16 protein-coding genes are annotated in these 21,849 nt (G+C 59.7%); 7 read left to right on the top strand and 9 right to left on the bottom strand.

Annotated features, from left to right (window positions below; genetic code table 11):
• Window positions 1–43 precede the first annotated feature (43 nt).
• From KGB23_RS17570 to KGB23_RS17585, 4 genes are all read right to left on the bottom strand, one after another.
• A complete protein-coding gene (locus KGB23_RS17570; protein ID WP_007953059.1) occupies window positions 44–280 on the bottom strand; it encodes a DUF1653 domain-containing protein in 237 nt (78 codons plus the stop codon).
• A 96-nt stretch (window positions 281–376) separates the two neighbouring features.
• A complete protein-coding gene (fadA, locus tag KGB23_RS17575; RefSeq protein WP_223431984.1) occupies window positions 377–1,552 on the bottom strand; it encodes an acetyl-CoA C-acyltransferase FadA in 1,176 nt (391 codons plus the stop codon).
• A 29-nt stretch (window positions 1,553–1,581) separates the two neighbouring features.
• Window positions 1,582–3,729 (bottom strand): fatty acid oxidation complex subunit alpha FadB, encoded by a 2,148-nt coding sequence (gene fadB / locus KGB23_RS17580; RefSeq protein WP_223431985.1) that lies wholly within the window; start codon window positions 3,727–3,729, stop codon window positions 1,582–1,584.
• 540 nt (window positions 3,730–4,269) lie between these two features.
• Window positions 4,270–4,707: a hypothetical protein gene (locus tag KGB23_RS17585; protein ID WP_033061927.1), complete on the bottom strand. Its 438-nt coding sequence runs from the start codon at window positions 4,705–4,707 to the stop codon at window positions 4,270–4,272.
• A gap of 104 nt (window positions 4,708–4,811) precedes the next feature.
• Here KGB23_RS17585 and KGB23_RS17590 point away from each other — a divergent pair, with 104 nt between their 5' ends.
• Window positions 4,812–5,249: a universal stress protein gene (locus tag KGB23_RS17590; protein WP_008151425.1), complete on the top strand. Its 438-nt coding sequence runs from the start codon at window positions 4,812–4,814 to the stop codon at window positions 5,247–5,249.
• Window positions 5,250–5,315: 66 nt separating this feature from the next.
• Here the strand turns inward: KGB23_RS17590 and KGB23_RS17595 are convergent, their stop codons facing one another.
• Window positions 5,316–7,235: an ATP-binding cassette domain-containing protein gene (locus KGB23_RS17595; protein WP_046047849.1), complete on the bottom strand. Its 1,920-nt coding sequence runs from the start codon at window positions 7,233–7,235 to the stop codon at window positions 5,316–5,318.
• Between the two features lie 213 nt (window positions 7,236–7,448).
• Between KGB23_RS17595 and KGB23_RS17600 the strand changes: the two genes are divergently transcribed.
• Entirely contained in the window at window positions 7,449–9,377 is a 1,929-nt protein-coding gene (locus KGB23_RS17600; RefSeq protein WP_223431986.1) for a transglycosylase SLT domain-containing protein, read from the top strand.
• Between the two features lie 80 nt (window positions 9,378–9,457).
• On the opposite strand, the gene KGB23_RS17605 is transcribed toward KGB23_RS17600, so the two are convergent.
• Window positions 9,458–11,251, bottom strand: a complete 1,794-nt coding sequence (locus KGB23_RS17605) for an ABC transporter transmembrane domain-containing protein (RefSeq protein ID WP_223431987.1) — start codon at window positions 11,249–11,251, stop codon at window positions 9,458–9,460.
• A gap of 261 nt (window positions 11,252–11,512) precedes the next feature.
• Here KGB23_RS17605 and KGB23_RS17610 point away from each other — a divergent pair, with 261 nt between their 5' ends.
• Window positions 11,513–11,692 carry a PA1571 family protein gene (locus KGB23_RS17610; protein ID WP_033061931.1) on the top strand — a complete coding sequence of 60 codons (180 nt, stop codon included), beginning with the start codon at window positions 11,513–11,515 and terminating at the stop codon, window positions 11,690–11,692.
• A 91-nt stretch (window positions 11,693–11,783) separates the two neighbouring features.
• On the opposite strand, the gene pdxB is transcribed toward KGB23_RS17610, so the two are convergent.
• Entirely contained in the window at window positions 11,784–12,926 is a 1,143-nt protein-coding gene (gene pdxB / locus KGB23_RS17615) for a 4-phosphoerythronate dehydrogenase PdxB (RefSeq protein ID WP_223431988.1), read from the bottom strand.
• Window positions 12,927–13,262: 336 nt separating this feature from the next.
• On the opposite strand from pdxB, the gene KGB23_RS17620 reads away from it, so the two are divergent.
• Window positions 13,263–14,672, top strand: coding sequence for an MATE family efflux transporter (locus tag KGB23_RS17620; RefSeq protein ID WP_223431989.1), 1,410 nt, complete (start codon window positions 13,263–13,265; stop codon window positions 14,670–14,672).
• On the opposite strand, the gene tusA is transcribed toward KGB23_RS17620, so the two are convergent.
• Together tusA and rlmM are read right to left on the bottom strand one after the other, a co-directional pair.
• Complete coding sequence (gene tusA, locus KGB23_RS17625) at window positions 14,669–14,920, bottom strand: sulfurtransferase TusA (protein WP_007907805.1); 252 nt, start codon at window positions 14,918–14,920, stop codon at window positions 14,669–14,671. The two genes, KGB23_RS17620 and tusA, sit on opposite strands and share 4 nt — an antisense overlap.
• Before the next feature lie 178 nt (window positions 14,921–15,098).
• The gene (rlmM, locus tag KGB23_RS17630) at window positions 15,099–16,172 is read right to left on the bottom strand and encodes a 23S rRNA (cytidine(2498)-2'-O)-methyltransferase RlmM (protein WP_223431990.1); all 1,074 of its coding nucleotides are present in this window, start codon (window positions 16,170–16,172) and stop codon (window positions 15,099–15,101) included.
• A 222-nt stretch (window positions 16,173–16,394) separates the two neighbouring features.
• Between rlmM and acnA the strand changes: the two genes are divergently transcribed.
• The 3 genes from acnA (at window position 16,395) to KGB23_RS17645 (ending at window position 21,720) form a co-directional block, all read left to right on the top strand.
• Window positions 16,395–19,136: an aconitate hydratase AcnA gene (gene acnA, locus KGB23_RS17635; RefSeq protein ID WP_223431991.1), complete on the top strand. Its 2,742-nt coding sequence runs from the start codon at window positions 16,395–16,397 to the stop codon at window positions 19,134–19,136.
• A 123-nt stretch (window positions 19,137–19,259) separates the two neighbouring features.
• Window positions 19,260–20,051, top strand: coding sequence for a CPBP family intramembrane glutamic endopeptidase (locus tag KGB23_RS17640; protein ID WP_223431992.1), 792 nt, complete (start codon window positions 19,260–19,262; stop codon window positions 20,049–20,051).
• A 103-nt stretch (window positions 20,052–20,154) separates the two neighbouring features.
• Window positions 20,155–21,720, top strand: coding sequence for a methyl-accepting chemotaxis protein (locus KGB23_RS17645; RefSeq protein WP_150655309.1), 1,566 nt, complete (start codon window positions 20,155–20,157; stop codon window positions 21,718–21,720).
• The last annotated feature ends 129 nt before the right edge of the window (window positions 21,721–21,849 follow it).

Raw genomic sequence — 21,849 nt, forward strand, 5'->3', positions numbered from 1 at the left:
GCTACAAGGTGAGGTCAAGCGCAGGGTCTTGCGCGCACTCAGCTTATGGCTTGGAAAAAAGGCTCGGTTCGGCTTGCACCAAAGCAAAGCGTGGCACCTGTTCGCCGTCAACCTCGACCGACTCCAGGAACATGCTCAAGGGACGCACCCAAAAGCCGTAATCGCCATACAGGGCTTGGTAGAAGACCACTTCTTCTTCGGTTTCCGAATGCCGCGCAACACTGAATACGCGGTACTGCGGACCTTTGTAATGTTGGTAGAGCCCAGGTTGTATCGGCATGGTTTGGCCCTCGCTCAAATCTTTTCAAAAAAAAACAAATAAATTCAGAAAAACAAAAACCGGGGCACTTGGCCCCGGCTTCCTTCAACGAAACGCTTAAACGCGTTCGAAGACGGTGGAGATGCCTTGGCCGAGACCAATGCACATGGTAGCTACCCCGAAGGTGCCGCCATTTTGCTTCATCACGTTCAGCAGAGTGCCGGAGATACGCGCACCGGAGCAACCAAATGGGTGACCCAGGGCAATCGCGCCGCCGTGCAGGTTAACCTTCTCGTTCATCTTGTCGAGTACTTTCAAATCTTTCAGCACTGGCAGGGCCTGTGCGGCGAAAGCTTCGTTGAGCTCGAAGAAGTCGATATCGTTAATGCCAAGACCCGCGCGCTTCAGTGCTTTTTGTGTGGCCGGTACTGGACCATAGCCCATGATTGCCGGGTCCACACCTGCCACTGCCATCGAACGAATCACCGCCATAGGCTGAATGCCCAGGTCTTGTGCACGCTGCGCCGACATCACGATCATGCACGAAGCACCATCGGTGATTTGCGACGAAGTACCGGCTGTCACGGTGCCGCCCTTAGGGTTGAACGCTGGCTTCAGAGCTGCCAGGCTTTCCAGGGTAGTTTCCGGACGAATGGTTTCGTCGTAGTCGAACAGTTTCAGGAAACCATTCTCGTCGTAGCCTTGCATCGGGATGATTTCGTCTTTGAACTTGCCTTCCAGGGTCGCCTTGTGGGCGAGCTGGTGGGAGCGCACGCCGAAAGCGTCCTGTTGTTCGCGAGTAATGCCGTGCATTTTACCCAGCATTTCAGCGGTCAAACCCATCATGCCCGAGGCTTTCGCCGCGTGCAGCGACATGTGCGGGTTCGGGTCGACACCGTGCATCATGCTCACGTGACCCATATGCTCGACGCCGCCAACCACGAACACGTCACCGTTGCCGGTCATGATCGCTTGCGCCGCAGTGTGCAGAGCGCTCATCGACGAACCACACAGACGGCTGACGGTCTGGCCGGCAGCGGTGTGCGGGATCTGAGTCATCAGGGACGCCATGCGGGCGATGTTCCAGCCCTGCTCCAGGGTCTGGTTTACGCAGCCCCAGATCACGTCTTCGACTTCGCTCGGATCAACCTTGACGTTGCGTTCCAGCAGTTTACTGATCAGGTGCGCCGACATGTCTTCGGCGCGGGTGTTGCGGTGCATGCCGCCCTTGGAGCGGCCCATCGGAGTACGACCGAAGTCGACAATCACGACGTCTCTAGGATTCAAGCTCATATATTCACTCTCACTCTAGTTGGGGGCGCTTAACCGAAGAACCGCTGGCCGGTTTTGGCCATTGCACGCAGTTTTGCGGTCGGGTGGTACAGCGCGCCCAAATCAGCGTACTGGTCAGCCAGGGCAACGAACTCTGCAACACCGATCGAATCGATGTAGCGCAGCGCACCGCCACGGAATGGAGGGAAACCAATACCGTAGACCAGACCCATGTCGGCTTCGGCAGCGGTTTCGACAATGCCGTCTTCCAGGCAGCGCACGGTTTCCAGGCACAGCGGGATCATCATCCAGTTGATGATGTCTTCGTCAGTGACTTCAAGCTGTTCAAAGACGATCGGCTTGAGCACTTCCAGTACCGACGGATCGGCGACTTTCTTCTGCTTGCCGCGCTTGTCGGTCTCGTAGGCGTAGAAGCCTTTGCCGTTCTTCTGGCCCAGGCGCTTGGCTTCGTAGAGCACGTCGACGGCCGAACGACGGTCGTCTTTCATGCGGTCCGGGAAGCCTTCAGCCATCACGTCACGACCATGGTGACCGGTGTCGATGCCAACCACGTCCATCAGGTACGCCGGGCCCATTGGCCAGCCGAATTTTTCCATAATCTTGTCGATACGGACGAAGTCCACTCCGGCGCTGACCAGTTTGGCGAAACCGCCGAAGTACGGGAACAACACACGGTTGACCAGGAAGCCCGGGCAGTCGTTGACGACAATCGGGTTCTTGCCCATTTTCTTGGCGTAGGCAACGGTGGTGGCAACAGCCACTTCGCTGGACTTCTCGCCACGGATCACTTCAACCAGCGGCATCATGTGCACCGGGTTGAAGAAGTGCATGCCGACGAAGTTTTCCGGACGCTTGAGGGCCTTGGCCAGCAAGGTGATGGAAATGGTCGAGGTGTTGGACGCGAGGATGGTGTCCTCTTTGACCTTACCTTCGACTTCAGCCAGAACAGCTTGCTTGACCTTAGGGTTCTCGACGACCGCTTCAACCACCAGGTCAACGTGACCGAAATCACCGTAGGACAAGGTCGGACGAATGCCGTTGAGCACTTCAGCCATTTTCGCAGGGGTCATGCGACCTTTATCAACGCGGCCCACCAGCAATTTGGCAGCTTCAGCCAGACCTTGCTCGATGCCGTGCTCGTTGATGTCCTTCATCAGGATCGGCGTCCCTTTGGAAGCCGACTGATAAGCGATACCGCCACCCATGATGCCGGCACCCAATACGGCAGCCTGCTTCACTTCTTTGGCGATTTCGTCGTAGGCCTTGGCCTTTTTCTTCAGTTCCTGATCGTTCAGGAACAGACCGATCAAGCTCTGCGCGGCAGAGGTCTTGGCCAGTTTGACGAAACCGTTGGCTTCGACTTCCAGCGCCTTGTCGCGACCGAAGTTTGCGGCTTTCTGGATAGTTTTGATCGCTTCGACCGGTGCCGGGTAGTTCGGGCCCGCTTGACCGGCCACGAAACCCTTGGCGGTTTCGAACGACATCATTTGCTCGATGGCGTTGAGCTTGAGCTTTTCGAGCTTCGGCTGACGCTTGGCCTTGTAGTCGAACTCGCCTGAGATGGCGCGCTTGATCAGCTCCAGAGCAGCTTCCTGCAGTTTCTCGGGAGCTACCACTGCGTCGACTGCGCCGACTTTCAGCGCGTCTTCAGGACGGTTTTCCTTGCCGGAGGCAATCCATTCGATGGCGTTGTCGGCACCGATGATGCGCGGCAGGCGCACGGTACCGCCGAAGCCCGGGTAGATGCCCAGTTTCACTTCCGGCAGACCGATCTTGGCCTTGGTGGACATGACGCGGTAGTCCGCCGCCAGGCACATTTCCAGACCGCCGCCCAGGGCGATACCGTTGATCGCGGCGACAGTCGGGACGTTGAGGTCTTCGAAATCGCTGAAAATCTTGTTGGCTTCCAGGTTGCCAGCAACAAGCTCTGCATCAGGCAGCTTGAAGTTTTCGACAAATTCGGTGATGTCGGCGCCGACGATGAACACGTCCTTGCCACTGCTGACGATCACACCCTTGATCGAAGCATCTGCCTTGATGGTGTCTACGGCCTGACGCAGTTCGTTCAGGGTTAGACGGTTGAACTTGTTGACGGACTCACCCTTGAGGTCGAATTTCAATTCGACGATGCCACTTTCAAGAGCCTTAACCGTGATGGCTTTACCTTCGTAAATCATCAACTGATCTCCACGATATGGAAGCTGAACAGTACACGTCGGACGCAGGTGAATGGCTCGGCAAGGACGTTTAACGTCAATGCTACGCCCATTCACCCGGCACACCCGCCAACGCGATAGTCGGGATTCTGTAGGAGCGGTTTGTAATACAAACGCTCAATTCATACGCCCGTTTGATTTGGGTACGTCACCTTCACGGAATTTCCGACAATTGTCAATCGCCCAAAATACGGGTTGAAACTCGACTTTCCGGTCATTTCCGAACCGCGAAGCCCTGCAACACGCGGCTGCATGTGAGTCCATTCATAGGATCAATAGTTAGAAAAGTCGCCCTAATTCGCTGCAGCCTTTGTTTAACAAGCTACGCTGGCGGGACTTTGAGGAAAAAACATGAACGCTTTTGGCGAATGCCCAGCGTAATATCAGCGCCACACAGAATTACCGGCCTGCCTGGCCAACTCCAGCCCGATGATGATGTCGGGCTTTTTATTGCCTGTCTGCCAGACGTTTCGCGCCATTGCGGCGCGAAATTTCCGCGATTTATGCCAGCGCCTTCAGCACCGCATCAATATCCTGCAAAACCGTCGCTTCGCCCTTCTCGCCCCAATACAACGTGATCATCTGCTTGTCTGCTTCGACCTTGTAAACGTTGTCTGGCAACTTTTCGAAATGAATCAGCAACGCCGGTTCCTCGCAGACCTCCTGCCATTGATTGACCCACACACCCGGCGCTTTTTGCCAGTAACTCCAGCACGCCGGCCGATTGCCACGCCGCGGTCGATGGTACTGGGCGCAAGGGCTCGGTGGCTCCTGGCTCAGCCAGTGTGGCCACTCCTGAGGCGCCAGTTGCATCGCCAAACCGATGCGTCGCGCCTCCATGCGCAGGGCCATGCGGCCGCTCTGGTGGCGCGACGGCCGCAACCATGCCAGCGGACTCAGCACCACCAACATGATTGACACCACTATCCAGACCGTCATATCTGTACTCCCGATTCTTGATGAGCGCATTGAGTCACTTTGAAAACAATGCGCTTGAAACCAGCCATACTTACCAATATTGCAACCCTCAGGAGGAGCACCTCATGCCCTACAACCACATTCTGGTCGCTGTAGATCTAACCGAAGAGTGCGATCCTGTAATCCACCGCGCTCGCGAACTGTCGGTGAGCAACGGGGCGAAGCTGTCCCTGGTGCACATTGTCGAGCCGATGGCCATGGCCTTTGGCGGCGACGTGCCCATGGACCTGTCACAACTGCAACAACAGCAGTTCGATCAGGCCAAGGAACGCCTGGACCGGCTGATCGTGAAGTATCCGGAACTCTCCAAGGAATACAGCCACCTGACCTACGGCCAGCCACGCCAGGAGATCCACCACCTGGCCAAGGAACAAACCTGCGACCTGATCGTGGTGGGCAGCCATGGCCGACACGGCCTGGCATTGCTGCTGGGTTCGACTGCCAATGACGTGCTGCATGGTGCGCCCTGTGATGTGCTCGCGGTGCGCCTGATCAAAAGCTAAACCACAGCGCCTACAAAAAGCCCGGCGCTCATCACTGAACGCCGGGCTTTTTTATAGCAGGATCAATCAGGCATCCAGCTCGGCCCAGCGCTCGACCATTACGTCGTGCTCAGCCTGCAACTGCTCCAACTGAGCGATCACTGCAGCGGTCTCGGCAGCAGGACGCTGATAAAAACCGGCATCGGCCATTTGCGCCTCAACGGTAGCGATCTGCTGCTCCATGGCTTCGATCTGACCCGGCAACATTTCCAGCTCACGCTGCAACTTGTAGCTGAGCTTCTTCTTCGCCACCGGCGCTTCGACGACAGCAGCAACTGGCGCAGCTTCGGCCGTCACGACAGCGGAGGTCAGGTCGGCCTTGCCGGACTTGCTCTCGGTCACGCCCAGCAGGCGCGGCGAGCCGCCCTGACGCAACCAGTCCTGATAACCACCGACGTATTCGCGAACCTTGCCTTCACCTTCGAAGACCAGGGTGCTGGTGACCACGTTGTCGAGGAATGCCCGGTCGTGGCTGACCATCAGCACGGTGCCGTTGAAGGTCAGCAAGACCTCTTCCAGCAACTCGAGAGTTTCGACGTCAAGGTCGTTGGTCGGTTCGTCGAGGACCAGCAGGTTCGCCGGTTTGCTGAACAGTTTCGCCAGCAACAGACGCGCACGTTCACCACCTGAAAGCGCCTTCACCGGCGTGCGGGCACGCTGCGGGCTGAACAGGAAATCGCCGAGGTAGCTCAGCACGTGACGGCTCTGACCATCGATATCGATGAAGTCGCGACCTTCCGCAACGTTGTCGATCACGGTCTTTTCCAGGTCCAGTTGATGGCGCAACTGGTCGAAGTAGGCCACGTCGATGCGCGTCCCCTCTTCCACTGTGCCGCTGGTTGGCTGCAGACCGCTGAGCATCAGCTTCAGCAGAGTGGTTTTGCCGGTGCCGTTGGCGCCGAGCAGACCGATACGGTCGCCGCGCGTCAGGACCATCGAGAAATCCTTGATCAGGAACGGGCCGCCCGGGTGAGCAAAGCTCACGTTCTCGAGGACCATAACCTGTTTGCCGGACTTGTCAGCGGTGTCCAGTTGAATGTTGGCCTTGCCGGTGCGCTCACGACGTTCGCTACGCTCGACGCGCAAGGCTTTCAATGCGCGGACGCGGCCTTCGTTACGGGTGCGACGGGCCTTGATGCCCTGGCGGATCCAGACTTCTTCCTGGGCCAGTTTTTTGTCGAACAGCGCGTTGGCGGTTTCTTCAGCCGCCAGCGACGCTTCTTTGTGCACGAGGAAACTCGCGTAGTCGCCGTTCCAGTCGATCAGGCCACCGCGGTCCAGTTCGAGAATGCGGGTTGCAAGGTTCTGCAGGAATGAACGGTCGTGCGTGATGAACAGCACGGCGCCCTGGAAATCCTTCAGCGCTTCTTCGAGCCAGGCAATTGCACCGATGTCCAGGTGGTTGGTCGGTTCGTCGAGCAGCAGCAGATCGGGTTCGGAAACCAGAGCCTGAGCCAGCAGGACGCGACGACGCCAGCCGCCGGACAACTCGGCGAGGGTCTTGTCGGCCGGCAACTGCAGACGGCTCAACGTGCTGTCGACCAGTTGCTGCAAACGCCAGCCGTCACGGGCTTCGAGGTCGTGCTGGACGTGCATCAGTTTGTCCAGGTCGGCGTCGGTGACGATGTTCTGGCTGAGGTGGTGATACTGCGCGAGCAGCTCGCCGACACCGTCCAGGCCTTCGGCCACTACGTCGAACACGGTCCGCTCGTCGGCTACCGGCAATTCTTGCGGCAATTCGCCAATCTTGAGGCCAGGTGCGCGCCAAACGGAGCCGTCATCAGGCTTCTGGTCGCCCTTGACGAGCTTCATCATGCTGGACTTGCCAGTGCCATTGCGGCCGATGATGCACACCCGCTCACCACGGGCGATCTGCCAGGACACCTTGTCCAACAACGGCATAGCGCCGAAAGCAAGGGACACATCGCTGAATTTGAGCAGGGTCATGAGCTTCTCCAAAAACCGGGCGCGCATTCTACCTGACTTGAGGCTTCAGAAGGCCGGCAATTTCACCTTCGCGACACTCTGCATGACAAATGTTGCGAACTGATGCTGACAGGCCGGCAAAGCTTTCGCCGGCTGCTGGCAAAAGGCTAAGCTACAGACAATTCAGCGCGGGCATTGTCCGCGCTTGTCATGATTTCTCTGCCCGGACGTCTCATGCGCAGTCGCCTTTTCAGTCTTTTATCCTGTTTTCTTCTTTCTGCCACTGCCGTTCAAACCGCCCAGGCGGTGGACCTGTCCACCCAACGCCAGTATTACGATGAAGCCAAACGTGCCCTCGCCAAGGGGGATACCGGTCCTTATTTCCGTTACAGCCAGGCCCTCAGCGATTACCCGCTGGAACCGTACCTGGCGTATGACGAACTGACCGCTCGCCTTAAAACCGCGAGCAATGCCGAAATCGAGAAATTCCTCGCCGAGCACGGTGACCTGCCCCAGGCCAACTGGATGAAATTGCGCTGGTTACGCTGGCTGGCAGAACGCGGCGACTGGGCGACCTTCGTCAGGTACTACGACCCCAAGCTCAATTTCACCGAACTGGACTGCCTGAACGCGCAGTATCAGATCGGGCATAACCAGAAAGCCGAAGGCTACGCCAACGCCAATAAACTCTGGCTGACCGGCAAATCCCAACCTGAGGCTTGCGACCCGCTGTTCGGGCAATGGGCCGCCGAAGGGCAACTGACCGAGCAAAAACGCTGGGAGCGCACCAAGCTCGCCGCCCAGGCGCGCAACTATCCGCTGGCCAACAGCCTGGTCAACGGCCTGACCACCCTCGCCCCTCGCGGTCGCTTGCTGATTGATGTGGCGCAGAAACCCGAACTGCTCAACCAGCCGTCGCGCTTCATCCCGGCCGATGAACCGATGTCTGACATCGTCAGCCTCGGCCTGCGCCGCTTGGCCAAGCAAGACCCGGACAAGGCCATGGAGCTGCTCGACGGTTACGCCAGCAGCATGCACTTCTCCCGTGATGAGAAAGTGGCCATCGCCCGTGAAATCGGCTTGACCCTCGCCCGCCGCTTCGACCCTCGCGCGCTGGACGTGATGACCAAGTACGATCCGGAGCTGCGCGACAACACCGTGTCCGAATGGCGCTTGCGTCTGCTGCTGCGCCTGGCCCGCTGGGACGACGCCTATCAGCTGACTCGCCGCTTGCCGCAGGATCTGGCGACCACCAACCGCTGGCGCTACTGGCAGGCCCGCAGCCTGGAACTGGCGCAGCCGCAGAACCCGGAAGCGCAAGCGCTCTACAAGAACCTGGCTCGTGAGCGGGATTTCTATGGCTTCCTCGCCGCTGATCGTTCGCAATCACCTTATTCGCTGGTCAACAAACCCTTGGTATTGAGCCAGGCACTGATCAACAAGGTCCGCAATACCCCAGGCGTGCGTCGGGCACTTGAGTTTCACGCTCGCGGGCAGATCGTCGATGGTCGCCGCGAGTGGTACCACGTCAGCCGCCACTTCAGCCGCGACGAAATGGTCGCCCAGGCGAAACTGGCGTACGACCTGAAATGGTATTTCCCGGCGATCCGCACCATCAGTCAGGCGCAGTACTGGGACGACCTGGACATCCGCTTCCCGATGGCCCACCGCGAAACCCTGGTGCGCGAAGCCAAGGTTCGTGGCCTGCATTCGAGCTGGGTGTTCGCCATCACCCGCCAGGAAAGTGCCTTCATGGACGACGCCCGCTCCGGCGTCGGCGCCAGTGGCCTGATGCAACTCATGCCCGGCACCGCCAAGGAAACTGCGCGCAAGTTCAGCATTCCACTGGCCTCGCCGCAGCAAGTGTTCGATCCGGACAAGAACATCCAGCTCGGCGCCGCTTACCTGAGCCAGGTTCACAGCCAGTTCAACGGCAACCGCGTCCTCGCCTCCGCCGCCTACAACGCCGGCCCCGGCCGCGTGCGTCAGTGGCTGCGCGGTGCGGACCACCTGAGCTTCGACGTCTGGGTGGAAAGCATCCCGTTCGACGAAACCCGTCAGTACGTGCAAAACGTGCTGTCGTACTCGGTGATCTACGGCCAGAAGCTCAACTCACCGCAACCGCTGGTGGATTGGCATGAGCGCTACTTTGACGATCAATGAACCTGCTTTGAAGCACTGACAAAAATGCCCGCATCGATTGATGCGGGCATTTTTTTTGGGGGCTCTACTGGGTCGATTACTTAGTCGGTTACTGGGTCGGTGAGAGCGCTGTGCCCATCACTGAACTGCAACGCCGCCAACCGCGCATACAGCGCATTGCTCGCAATCAATTCCTGATGCGTCCCCACCGCCACCAGTTTCCCTTGGTCCATCACCGCGATCCGGTCAGCGTTTTTCACCGTGGCCAGCCGGTGGGCGATGACCAGCGTGGTGCGGTTTTTCATCAGGCTCGGCAGGGCTTGCTGGATCAGGTGTTCGCTCTGGGCGTCAAGGGCGCTGGTGGCTTCGTCCAGCAGCAGGATCGGCGCGTCCACCAGCAACGCCCGGGCGATGGCCAGACGTTGGCGTTGACCACCGGACAAACCGAGGCCACCGTCGCCAAGGTGGGTCTGGTAGCCGTTGGGCATTTGTTCGATGAAGTCGTGGGCGTAAGCGATTTTCGCCGCTTCCTGAACCTGGGCCAGGGTGGCCGTCGGGTTGCCGTAGCGGATGTTCTCTTCGATGCTGCCAAAGAACAGCGCCGGGGATTGCGAGACCAGGGCGAAGCAGCGGCGCAGGTCCAACGGATCGAGTTGAGTCAGCGGCACGCCATCGAGCAGGATGCGTCCTTCGGCCGGGTCGTAAAAGCGCAGCAGCAAGTCATACACCGTCGACTTGCCGGCACCGGAAGGCCCGACCAACGCGAGGGTTTCACCGGCATTGATCATCAGATTCAAACCATCGACCGCATAGCTTTCGGGACGCGACGGGTAGGAAAAGCGCACGTCTTGCAGCACCAGGTCACCCTTCACCCGTTCAGGCAAGGTCACCAGGTCAGTGGTCGGTGGCCGGATGATGTTTTCCGAGCGCAGCAACTCGGCTATCCGCTCGGCGGCGCCAGCGGCACGCTGCAGTTCGCCGATCACTTCGCTCAACGTGCCGAATGCGCTGCCGACGATCAGGCTGTAAAACACGAACGCCGCCAGCTCACCCGCGGAAATTCGCCCGGCGATGACATCCATTCCGCCGACCCAGAGCATCACCCCGACCGCGCCAAGCACCAGCACGATCACCAGGGTAATCAGCCAGGCCCGCTGGAAGATCCGCTTGCGAGCGGTGTTGAAGGCCTCCTCTACCGTTACGGCGAAGCGCTGCTCGTCCTGGACCTGATGGTTGTAGGCCTGCACGGTTTTGATCTGGCCCAGGGTTTCGGAAACATAGCTGCCGATATCGGCAATCCGGTCCTGGCTCAGGCGCGACAGGCTACGCACCCGACGGCCGAAAATCAGGATCGGCGCGATCACCAACGGCAACGCGACCACCACGATGCTGGTGAGCTTGGGGTTGGTGATAAACAGCAGGACGATCCCGCCGATCACCATCAACAGATTGCGCAAAAACAGCGACAGCGAAGAGCCGATCACCGATTGCAGCAGCGTGGTGTCAGCGGTCAACCGCGACTGGATCTCGGAGCTGCGGTTGGCTTCGTAGAATCCTGGGTGCAGGTAAATCAGATGGTTGAACACTTGACGGCGGATGTCCGCGACGACGCGCTCACCGATCCATGAAACCAGGTAAAAACGCGCGAAGGTGCCAATCGCCAGCCCGACCACCAGCAACATAAACAGAACGATGGACTGATTGAGCAAATGTGGCGACTGGGTCATGAAACCCTGATCCACCAGCAAGCGAATCCCCTGCCCCATGGACAAGGTGATGCCCGCCGTGACGATCAATGCGAGCAAGGCGCCGACGGCCGGCCAGCGATAAGGCGCGATGAATCGCAGGGCCAGGCGCATGGCGCGCCGTTGACGGGAAGAGAGGATGGAGATCATTCGATGGCGCAACCAGTAGGGTTTGACGCGATCAAGCCTACACCGGTCGATGGGCTTGAACGCTGTAAATCATAATGAGTCAGGTTAAATATGACCGCAAAGCCTAGGACCTAGACGGTATTGGTCTAAAGTCCGGGTGGCAACACCGCCGTATTTCTGGTGGACTGATGCGACCGCCCCTGGAAAGATCGCAGGGAGTTGTCACAGCCCGGTCACCTGGCGGTTCTACAGTAAGCACACAACCTGATGAGGAGACAGGCAATGTCCTTGCAAAACAGCAGCGAAGACAAGATTGAAGTGATCCGCACACAGCCAGACCAGTCTCTGGGTTGCTCGATTATCGATAAGGATGGGCGCGAAGTACCGATCACTGAAGGCATGATCCAGGACGCTTGCCGCGAACTGGAAAAGCGATTGGTCAAGCCTGCCGAACAAAAGTGATATAGCCACCGTCTTCTTGACCCGGCCTCTGATGGCCGGGTTTTTTATGGGTGCTTGTTTATGTGGCTTAGGTAGGAGCTGGTCAGGACCTTTAGATTGCCGTTGCGCCCAAGGCTGCCACTATCTTCAGCAACTCAGGCGAATCACCCTCGATCCGCACCGCCAACCCATCAATCTCACGCCGCAGCGGATAATGCTTGCGCAGTAAATCGAACGCCGCGCGCTGCTCGCTCACATTGCCGACAAGGCTGCGACGGAAATCCGCATCGTCGCGGCGCGGGTCGTACACGCCGCGGCACAACATGGCCAGCGACCAGGCCGGATCGCTGTTAGCGTTCAAGGTCACTTGCGACAACCAGGGTGCGGGCAGCAAATCGTTCAAGCTGATCTGGGCCGCTTGCCCGAGAAAATCGCAATACGCCTGATAAATCTGCGCGGTCCCACGCTGTCTGCCGTCGAGGCTGTAACCAGCAATGTGCGGCGTCGCCAGCACACAGAGTTCGGCCAGTGCCACATCGACCTCAGGCTCACCTTCCCAGACATCCAGCACTGCTTGCAGGTCTTCGCGTTGCAGCAGTACCTGGCGCAGCGCGGCGTTGTCGACCACCGGGCCACGACTGGCGTTGATCAGCCAGGTGCCGGGTTTGAGCTGGCTCAAACGGTTTTTATCGAACAGATGCCAGGTCGACTGGGCGCCGTGTTTCTTCAACGGCGTGTGCAGGCTGATGACGTCGCACTGCTCGATGATCTGTTCGAGACTGACGTAATCGCCACCTTCAGCGGCTTGTCTTGGCGGATCGCAGACCAGCACGTTCCAGCCCAGACCTTGCAGAACCTTGACCAAGCGGCCGCCCACTTCACCGGCACCGACGACGCCGTAGGTGCGCTGAGTCAGGTCGGCGCCTTCGATTTCGGCCAGGGTCAGCAGACTGCCCAGTACGTAGTCGACCACGCCACGGGCATTGCAGCCGGGTGCGCTGGACCAGGTGATGCCGGCCCGCTGAAAGTAATCCAGATCCAGGTGATCCGTGCCGATGGTGCAAGTGCCGACAAAGCGTACTTTGCTGCCTTCGAGCAACGCGCGGTTAACGTTGGTCACCGAGCGCACCAGCAGCACATCGGCCTGTTCGACGGTGGCGCGGTCAATGGAGCGTCCCGGCACCCGGCGGATTTCACCGAAACCTTCGAAGAAGGCATCGAGCAGCGGGATATTTTCGTCGGCAACAATCAGCATGGCAGGCTCCTTTGGCGGATCGGCAGTGTAGGCGGAGATGGCCGTAGTGGGCCAGCAGGCATTAGCGGTCATCACGCGCCCTGTGGCGAGGGAGCTTGCTCCCGCTGGACTGCGCAGCAGTCCCAAAACCTTTGCACGCGGTGTACCTGTTGAAACCAGGTCGCTTGAATCGGGGCCGCTGCGCGACCCAGCGGGAGCAAGCTCCCTCGCCACAATAGCGCTCGGCATAAAACCGGGTCGGTGATTACAAATCCGCAACACAGGACTTTTCCTGACCACTGCGTCAGGGCGTAGAATGCGCCGCCTTGCGCATCAACATCTTTGGACGTTTCGCCCTTGAATTCCGTGACTGACCGCCTCGCCGCTACTTCTCTCACCCGCCCGGCCCGGGTTCGCCTGGAGCTGAAAAACCTGCTCGGCCTGGCCTTGCCGATCATGATCGCGCAACTGGCGACCACCGCCATGGGCTTTGTCGATGCGGTGATGGCGGGCCGGGTCGGGCCACGGGATCTTGCGGCGGTGGCGCTGGGCAACTCGATCTGGGTGCCGGTGTTTCTGTTGATGACCGGCACGCTGCTGGCCACGACCCCGAAAGTCGCCCAGCGTTTCGGCGCTGGCACCCACAGCGAGATCGGCCCGATTGTGCGCCAGGCACTGTGGCTGGCATTGGTGGTGGGCTTGATGTCGACCGGCATGTTGTTCAGCGCCGAACCGATTTTGCACATCATGAAGGTCGATCCCGAATTGATCGGCCCGTGCATGCAATACCTGCATGGCATCGCCAGCGGTTTGCCCGCCGTTGCGTTCTACCATGTGCTGCGCTGCTTCAGTGATGGCCTGGGGCGCACGCGTCCGGCCATGGTGTTGGGCCTGTGCGGGCTGGCGCTGAACATTCCGCTGAACTACATCTTCATCTATGGCCACTTCGGTGTGCCGGCCATGGGCGGTGTCGGTTGCGGCTGGGCCACGGCGATCGTGATGTGGGTGATGGCCCTGGGCATGGCCGGGTGGGAGCGCTGGGCGCCGGCGTATCAGTCGAGTGAGTTGTTCAGCCGTTTCGACTGGCCGCAGTGGTCGGTGATCAAACGCCTGCTGGGTATCGGCCTGCCGATCGGCATCGCGGTGTTCGCCGAGTCGAGCATCTTCGCGGTGATTGCGCTGCTGATCGGTAGCCTCGGCGCGACGGTCGTGGCCGGGCATCAGATCGCGCTGAACTTCAGCTCGCTGGTGTTCATGATTCCCTACTCCCTCGGCATGGCCGTGACCGTGCGGGTCGGCCAGGCGCTCGGCCGTCAGGAGCCGCGCGAAGCACGCTTCGCCGCCGGTGTCGGCATGGGCACGGCGCTGGCCTATGCGTGCATCTCCGCGAGCATGATGCTGTTGCTGCGTGAACACATCGCAACGATCTACACGTCTGATCCGACGGTGATTCATGTCGCGGCAATGCTGATTGTGTATTCAGCGCTGTTCCAGTTTTCCGATGCGATCCAGGTGACGGCTGCCGGCGCGTTGCGCGGCTATCAGGACACTCGGGTGACGATGATCCTGACGCTGTTCGCTTACTGGGGGATTGGTTTGCCGGTGGGTTACGCGTTGGGCCTGACCGATTGGTTCGGCGCGCCGAGCGGCCCGAGCGGACTGTGGCAGGGTTTGATCGTGGGCTTGAGTTGCGCGGCACTGATGCTGTCGATCCGCCTGACGCGCAGTGCACGCAAGCGGATTCGCATTAGCCAGTCGGCGGGTTAAGCGAGTTTCTTGCGGATCCAGTAGAGGTAGGTGCCGGCCTCTTCGTGCTGCGCCACCAGTTCGTGGTCGAGAAACACGCAGAACTTGGGAATGTCGCGACGGGTCGACGGGTCGGTGGCAATCACCTTGAGCAGGCCGCCGGGCACCAGGTCACGGATGTGCTGGTGCAGCATCATCACCGGTTCCGGGCAGTTGAGGCCGGTGGCGTCGAGGGTGCCGTCAACCGGCGTATCAATCATTTCACTCATGATTCACTCCTGAAACTTGCCGGCATTGTCGCGCATTGCCGGGTGTTCGGTCATCTGTGGCGTTACGCGTTACCTGTGGGAGCGGGCTTGCTCGCGAAAGCGGTGGGTCAGTCGACATCAATGTTGAATGTCCTTCCGCATTCGCGAGCAAGCCCGCTCCCACAGTGGTCCGGGTGTATCAGCGGGATTTCGGTTTCTTTACGTCGATCCGGCGCAGATGGCAGGTCACTTCTTCACGGTCGTGGTACAGCTGCTTGCAGCCGATCTCGACCCGAATACCGCGCTCCTTGAACCCGTCGGCGATGCGCTCCAGCAAGCGCTTCACTTCGGCGTAACGCTGTTTCATCGGCAGCTTGAGGTTGACCACCGCTTCGCGGCAATGCCCCTCGCCAATCCATTCTTCCAGCATCGCGGCGTTGCGCGCCGGTTTCTCGACGATGTCGCAGACCATCCAGTCCACCGGTTGCTTGGGCTTGAAGGTGAAGCCGTCAGCCATCAAGTGTTGCACCAGCCCCGTGTCCATCAGGCTTTCCGCCATCGGGCCGTTGTCGATCGCGGTGACCAGCATGCCGCGATTGACCAGTTGCCAGGTCCAGCCGCCGGGGGCGGCGCCGAGGTCGACGCCAGTCATGTCGCTGTGCAGGCGCTCATCCCATTGATCGCGCGGGATGAAGTGGTGCCAGGCTTCTTCCAGCTTCAGGGTCGAACGGCTCGGCGCTTCACGGGGAAACTTCAGGCGCGGGATGCCCATTGGCCACATCGCCGAGTTGTTCGACTCGGCCAGCCCCATGAACACTTCGCGGCCACTTTTGAAGGTCAGCAGCAGACGCGGCTTGTGGGCATCTTCAACCAGTTTGCCAGCGGCCATCAGCGCCTTGCGCAGGTGTCCTTCGAACTTCTTGCAGAAGTTCGACAGTTCCTTGCCATCGTTGGTGTCGACCATTTCCAGCCACAGGCTGCCGCACAGCGGGAAGTCCGCCATGTGCGCGAGGATCACGCTGATACGGTCGGTTTCCGGCAGGTCGATGAAGATCCCGCGAGCCCACTGGCGCGGGAAGATCAGGTCGGCGAAACGCTGACCACGCATCAGGCGCTCGGCGCCGTCTTCTTCGGTGCAGATGAATTCGGCGTAGGCGCTGGCGGTCTTGGCCTTGGCATAACCGGCCACGTTCAGCCGCGCGGCGTGTTCTGAAATCTCGGAACAGACTTCGCTTTCGAAGCCCGGCCGGCAATGCATAAAGAGGGTGTTCATTCTTACTCCTGGGCAGATGGCGAGAAATTCAACCACTGCGCGATGCCCAGACTTGCGTTGAAGCAAAGCCTGTCACGAAAACCGGCGCATGATAGCCGAGTTCGGAACCTTGGACTTGGCCATAGAGTCCAGTTATTAGCCTTAAGCACCAAACAGGACTAGGTTTAAACCTCTGTTCGTTCCCTCAGTCCGTAGCCGTGCGGACTCAAAGGAGTCATTTCAATGCCGTCCCTCGATAGCCTGAAAACCCTTAAAACCTTACAAGTCGACGACAAGACCTATCACTATTTCAGCTTGCCGGATGCCGCCAAGAGCTTGGGCGATCTGGACAAGCTGCCAATGTCGTTGAAAGTGCTGCTGGAAAACCTGCTGCGCTGGGAAGATGAAAAAACCGTCACCGGCGCCGACCTCAAGGCGATTGCCGCCTGGCTCAAGGAACGTCGCTCCGACCGTGAAATTCAATACCGTCCCGCGCGGGTTCTCATGCAGGACTTTACCGGCGTCCCTGCCGTGGTTGACCTGGCCGCCATGCGTGCCGCGATGGCGAAGGCCGGCGGCGACCCGCAGCGAATCAATCCACTCTCCCCCGTGGATCTGGTGATCGACCACTCCGTGATGGTCGACAAATTCGCCAGTGCCAGCGCCTTCGAACAGAACGTCGACATCGAAATGCAGCGCAACCACGAACGTTACGCCTTCCTGCGCTGGGGCCAGAGCGCCTTCGACAATTTCAGCGTGGTACCGCCCGGCACCGGGATCTGCCATCAGGTCAATCTGGAATACCTGGGGCGCACGGTCTGGACCAAGGACGAGGACGGCCGCACCTATGCCTTCCCCGACACCCTGGTCGGCACCGACTCCCACACCACCATGATCAACGGCCTCGGCGTACTCGGCTGGGGCGTCGGCGGGATCGAAGCAGAAGCGGCGATGCTTGGCCAACCGGTGTCGATGCTGATCCCGGAAGTGATCGGTTTCAAACTCACCGGCAAGCTCAAGGAAGGCATCACCGCTACCGACCTGGTGCTGACCGTCACCCAGATGCTGCGCAAGAAAGGCGTGGTCGGCAAATTCGTCGAGTTCTACGGTGACGGCCTCGCCGATCTGCCGCTGGCCGACCGTGCGACCATCGCCAACATGGCCCCGGAATACGGCGCCACCTGCGGTTTCTTCCCGGTGGATGACATCACTCTGGAATACCTGCGTTTATCCGGCCGCACCAGCGAGACCGTGAAGCTGGTCGAGGCCTACAGCAAAGCCCAGGGCCTGTGGCGCCTGCCGGGCCAGGAACCGGTGTTCACCGACAACCTGGCGCTGGACATGGGCAGCGTCGAAGCCAGCCTTGCCGGGCCGAAACGCCCGCAGGACCGGGTATCGCTGCCGAATGTCGCGCAAGCGTTCAGTGACTTCGTCGACCTGCAATTCAAACCCACCAGCAAGGAAGTCGGTCGTCTCGAAAGTGAAGGCGGCGGTGGCGTCGCGGTGGGCAATGCCGATCTGGCCGGTGAAGCCGACTACGAATACGACGGTCAGACCTATCGATTGAAAAACGGCGCGGTGGTGATTGCCGCGATCACCTCCTGCACCAACACCTCCAACCCGAGCGTGATGATGGCCGCCGGACTGGTGGCGAAGAAAGCCGTGGAAAAAGGCCTCAAGCGCAAACCGTGGGTCAAGAGCTCGCTGGCCCCAGGTTCGAAAGTGGTCACCGACTACTACAAGGCTGCCGGCCTGACCCAGTACCTTGATGAACTGGGTTTTGCCCTGGTCGGTTACGGCTGCACCACGTGCATCGGCAACTCCGGGCCATTGTCGGAGCCGATCGAAAAAGCCATTCAGGCCGCCGACCTGACCGTCGCCTCGGTGCTGTCGGGCAACCGCAACTTCGAAGGCCGTGTGCATCCTCTGGTGAAAACCAACTGGCTGGCCTCCCCGCCGCTGGTCGTCGCTTATGCGTTGGCCGGTACGGTGCGCATCGACATCAGCAGCGAGCCTTTGGGTACCGACAAGGATGGCAATCTGGTTTATCTGCGGGACATCTGGCCAAGCACCAAAGAGATCGCCGACGCGGTGAACCAGGTCAACACCGCGATGTTCCACAAGGAATACGCCGAAGTGTTTGCCGGCGACGAGCAATGGCAAGCGATTGAAGTGCCGCAAGCGGCGACGTATGTCTGGCAGGACGATTCGACTTACATCCAGCATCCACCGTTCTTCGATGACATCGGCGGGCCGCCGCCAGTGGTCAAGGACGTCGCGGGTGCCAGAGTCCTCGCGCTGCTGGGTGATTCGGTGACCACCGATCACATCTCCCCGGCCGGTAACATCAAGGTCGACAGCCCCGCAGGCCACTACCTGCGCGAGAAAGGCGTGGAACCACGGGACTTCAACTCCTATGGCTCGCGTCGCGGCAACCACGAAGTGATGATGCGCGGCACCTTTGCCAACATCCGCATTCGCAACGAGATGCTCGGCGGCGAAGAAGGTGGCAATACGATTTACATCCCCACCGGGGAGCGGGTGCCGATCTACGACGCGGCGATGCGTTATCAAGCCTCGGGCACACCGCTGGTGGTGATTGCAGGGCAAGAATACGGCACCGGCTCGAGCCGCGACTGGGCGGCCAAGGGCACCAATCTGCTGGGGGTCAAAGCGGTCATCGCCGAAAGTTTCGAACGGATTCACCGCTCCAATCTGGTGGGCATGGGCGTGTTGCCGTTGCAGTTCAAACTGGATCAAAACCGCAAGAGTCTGAACCTGACCGGCAAGGAGACGCTGGATATTCTGGGTTTGACCGGCGTCGAGCTGACGCCGCGGATGAACCTGACACTGGTGATCACCCGTGAAGACGGCAGCCGCGAGAAAGTCGAGGTGTTGTGCCGGATCGATACCCTGAATGAGGTGGAGTACTTCAAATCGGGGGGAATTTTGCATTACGTGTTACGACAGTTGATTGCCTCGTAACAACCTGCTGACACAGACACCGCCTTCGGGCGGTGTTTTTGTTTGTGGGGTGTACGTCCCTATAATCACGCGCCCCGAAAGGATCGCAGCCTTCTAATACGCCACCGCTCTAAAGGATTCCGAATGATTGCTCTGCCATGGAACTACCTGGCCCTTCTCTCCCTCGGCTATGGTTTGGCACTGATCTACGGCCAACTCGGCTGGCTGGCCATAATCTCCTTCGCATTGTTGCTGTTCACAGGTTTCGCCGTGCGCCAGCAAAAGGTTCAAGCCGGCCGCTATCTCGGTCATGGGGTGTTCTTCGTCCTGGTCCTGGCACTGGCGATGCACTGGCTTCCCGGTTTCTACAACGGTCGTGGTTTCGCCCCTCAGCAATTCACCGACGATGCCGTGCCGTTTTTCATGTACCTGAATCAGGACAAACCCCTGATCGGGTTCTGGCTTTTGCTGGTCTGCCCGTGGATTGTCGGCCGGCGTTCGCTGCGCCTTTCCATTTATGCCACCGCGCTGGGGCTGACGTTGAGCGCCGTGCTCGCCTTGGGTGGCGCGCTGTTGCTGGGCGTGATCAGCTGGGCACCGAAGTGGCCGGATCAAGCCTGGCTGTGGCTACTGAACAATCTGCTGCTGGTGACCCTGGTCGAGGAAGCACTCTTTCGCGGCTACATCCAGGGCGGTCTGACCCGGTGCTTCAAAAACCTGCCCTACGGTGAAAACCTCGCCCTGCTCCTCGCCTCGCTGCTGTTCGGCCTGGTGCATGTGGGTGCTGGCTGGCAATGGGTGTTGCTGGCGAGCCTGGCAGGTGTCGGCTATGGTCTGGCCTACCGTTTTGGTGGCTTGGGTGCGGCCATCGCCACCCATTTCGGCCTGAACCTGCTGCATTTCGGCCTGTTCACTTATCCGATGCTCGCCGGGTGACGCAATGGTCGTTTTGCGACGAACCACTGATTATTGAAAAATTACTTCAATAAATTCCCGATCATGCCGACACCCTGTCAAAGCCTTGCGGATTGAAAAAGCCATGCGTAATAACCAACCCACTACACAACGCGAACGGACCTTCCCGGCTCAGCAACGGTTGATTTCCACCACCGATGCCAAGGGCGTGATCACCTACTGCAACGACGCTTTCGTCGAGATCAGCGGGTTTTCTCGTGAGGAACTGATCCGTGCGCCGCATAACCTGGTCCGTCACCCTGACGTCCCGGCCGCGGTGTTCGCGCACATGTGGGGCACACTGAAACAAGGCTTGCCATGGATGGGCATTGTCAAGAATCGCTGCAAGACCGGTGATCACTACTGGGTTAACGCCTATGTCACGCCGGTTTTCGAAGGCAATCAGGTGGTCGGTTACGAATCGGTGCGGGTCAAACCCACCGCCGAGCAGATCCGCCGTGCCGAAGCGCTCTACCAACGCATCAACCAGGGCAAGTCGGCGATTCCTTCAACAGACAAATGGCTGCCGGTGCTGCAGGACTGGCTGCCGTTCATCCTCGTCAGCCAGTTGAGCTTCATGATCGGAGCGTCGCTCAATTCCCAATGGGGTTTTGCATTGGCCGCCGGCCTGTCGGTGCCATTGGGTCTGTTGGGGTTGAGCTGGCAACAGCGCGGCCTCAAGCGTCTGCTGCACCTGGCCGGGCAGACCACCTCCGACCCGTTGATCGCTCAGATGTACACCGACAGTCGCGGCGCTCAAGCACGTCTGGAGATGTCGATCCTCAGCCAGGAAGCCCGCCTGAAAACCTGCCTGACCCGTCTGCAGGACACCGCCGAGCACCTGAGCGACCAAGCAAAACAGTCCGACACCCTGGCGCATAACAGCTCCAACGGTCTGGAACGCCAACGCGTCGAAACCGAGCAAGTGGCCACTGCCGTCAACCAGATGGCCGCCACCACGCAGGAAGTCGCCAGCCACGTGCAGCGCACGGCCGATGCGACTCAGGAAGCCAATCGCCTGACCGGTCGCGGCCGCGACATCGCAGGGGAAACCCGCGAAGCCATCCAGCGCCTGTCGGTGGTGGTGGGTGAAACCGGCCTGACCGTGACCCAACTGGCCAAGGACAGCGACGAAATCGGTGGCGTGGTCGATGTGATCAAAGGCATCGCCGACCAGACCAACCTGCTGGCGTTGAACGCTGCCATCGAAGCGGCCCGTGCCGGTGAGATGGGTCGCGGGTTTGCGGTGGTCGCCGACGAAGTCCGTCAACTGGCACAACGCACCAGCGAATCCACCGGGCAGATCCACGCCCTGATCGCCAAGCTCCAGCAAACCGCCAGCACGGCGGTGCAAACCATGGAAGCCGGGCATCGCCAGGCTGAAGAAGGTGTGGCGCGGGTTCTGGAAGCGGATCAGGCTCTGGTGGGGATCAGCGAAGCGGTGGCCAACATCACCGACATGACCACCCAGATCGCTGCGGCGACCGAAGAGCAAAGTGCTGTCGCCGAAGAGATCAGCCGCAACATCAGCAACATCTCGCACCTGGCGGATCAGACCTCGGAACAGGCGCAACACTCGGCGTTGTTGAGTGAAGAGCTGACGAAAACGGCGAACACTCAGTATTCGTTGGTGGAACGGTTTAACCGCTGATTGTTGCTAGAAGCTGATACTCGGAGTGTGGGGGTTGGTAGGGTTTGAGATTTGTATCGTCTTGAAAATCCACCCCTCATCGGAACGCCGCCCGCCCAACCCTCCCGAAACGTCGGACCGCCCCATAGG

It is taken from the genome of Pseudomonas sp. GL-B-26 (assembly GCF_019947405.1).
GTDB lineage: Bacteria > Pseudomonadota > Gammaproteobacteria > Pseudomonadales > Pseudomonadaceae > Aquipseudomonas.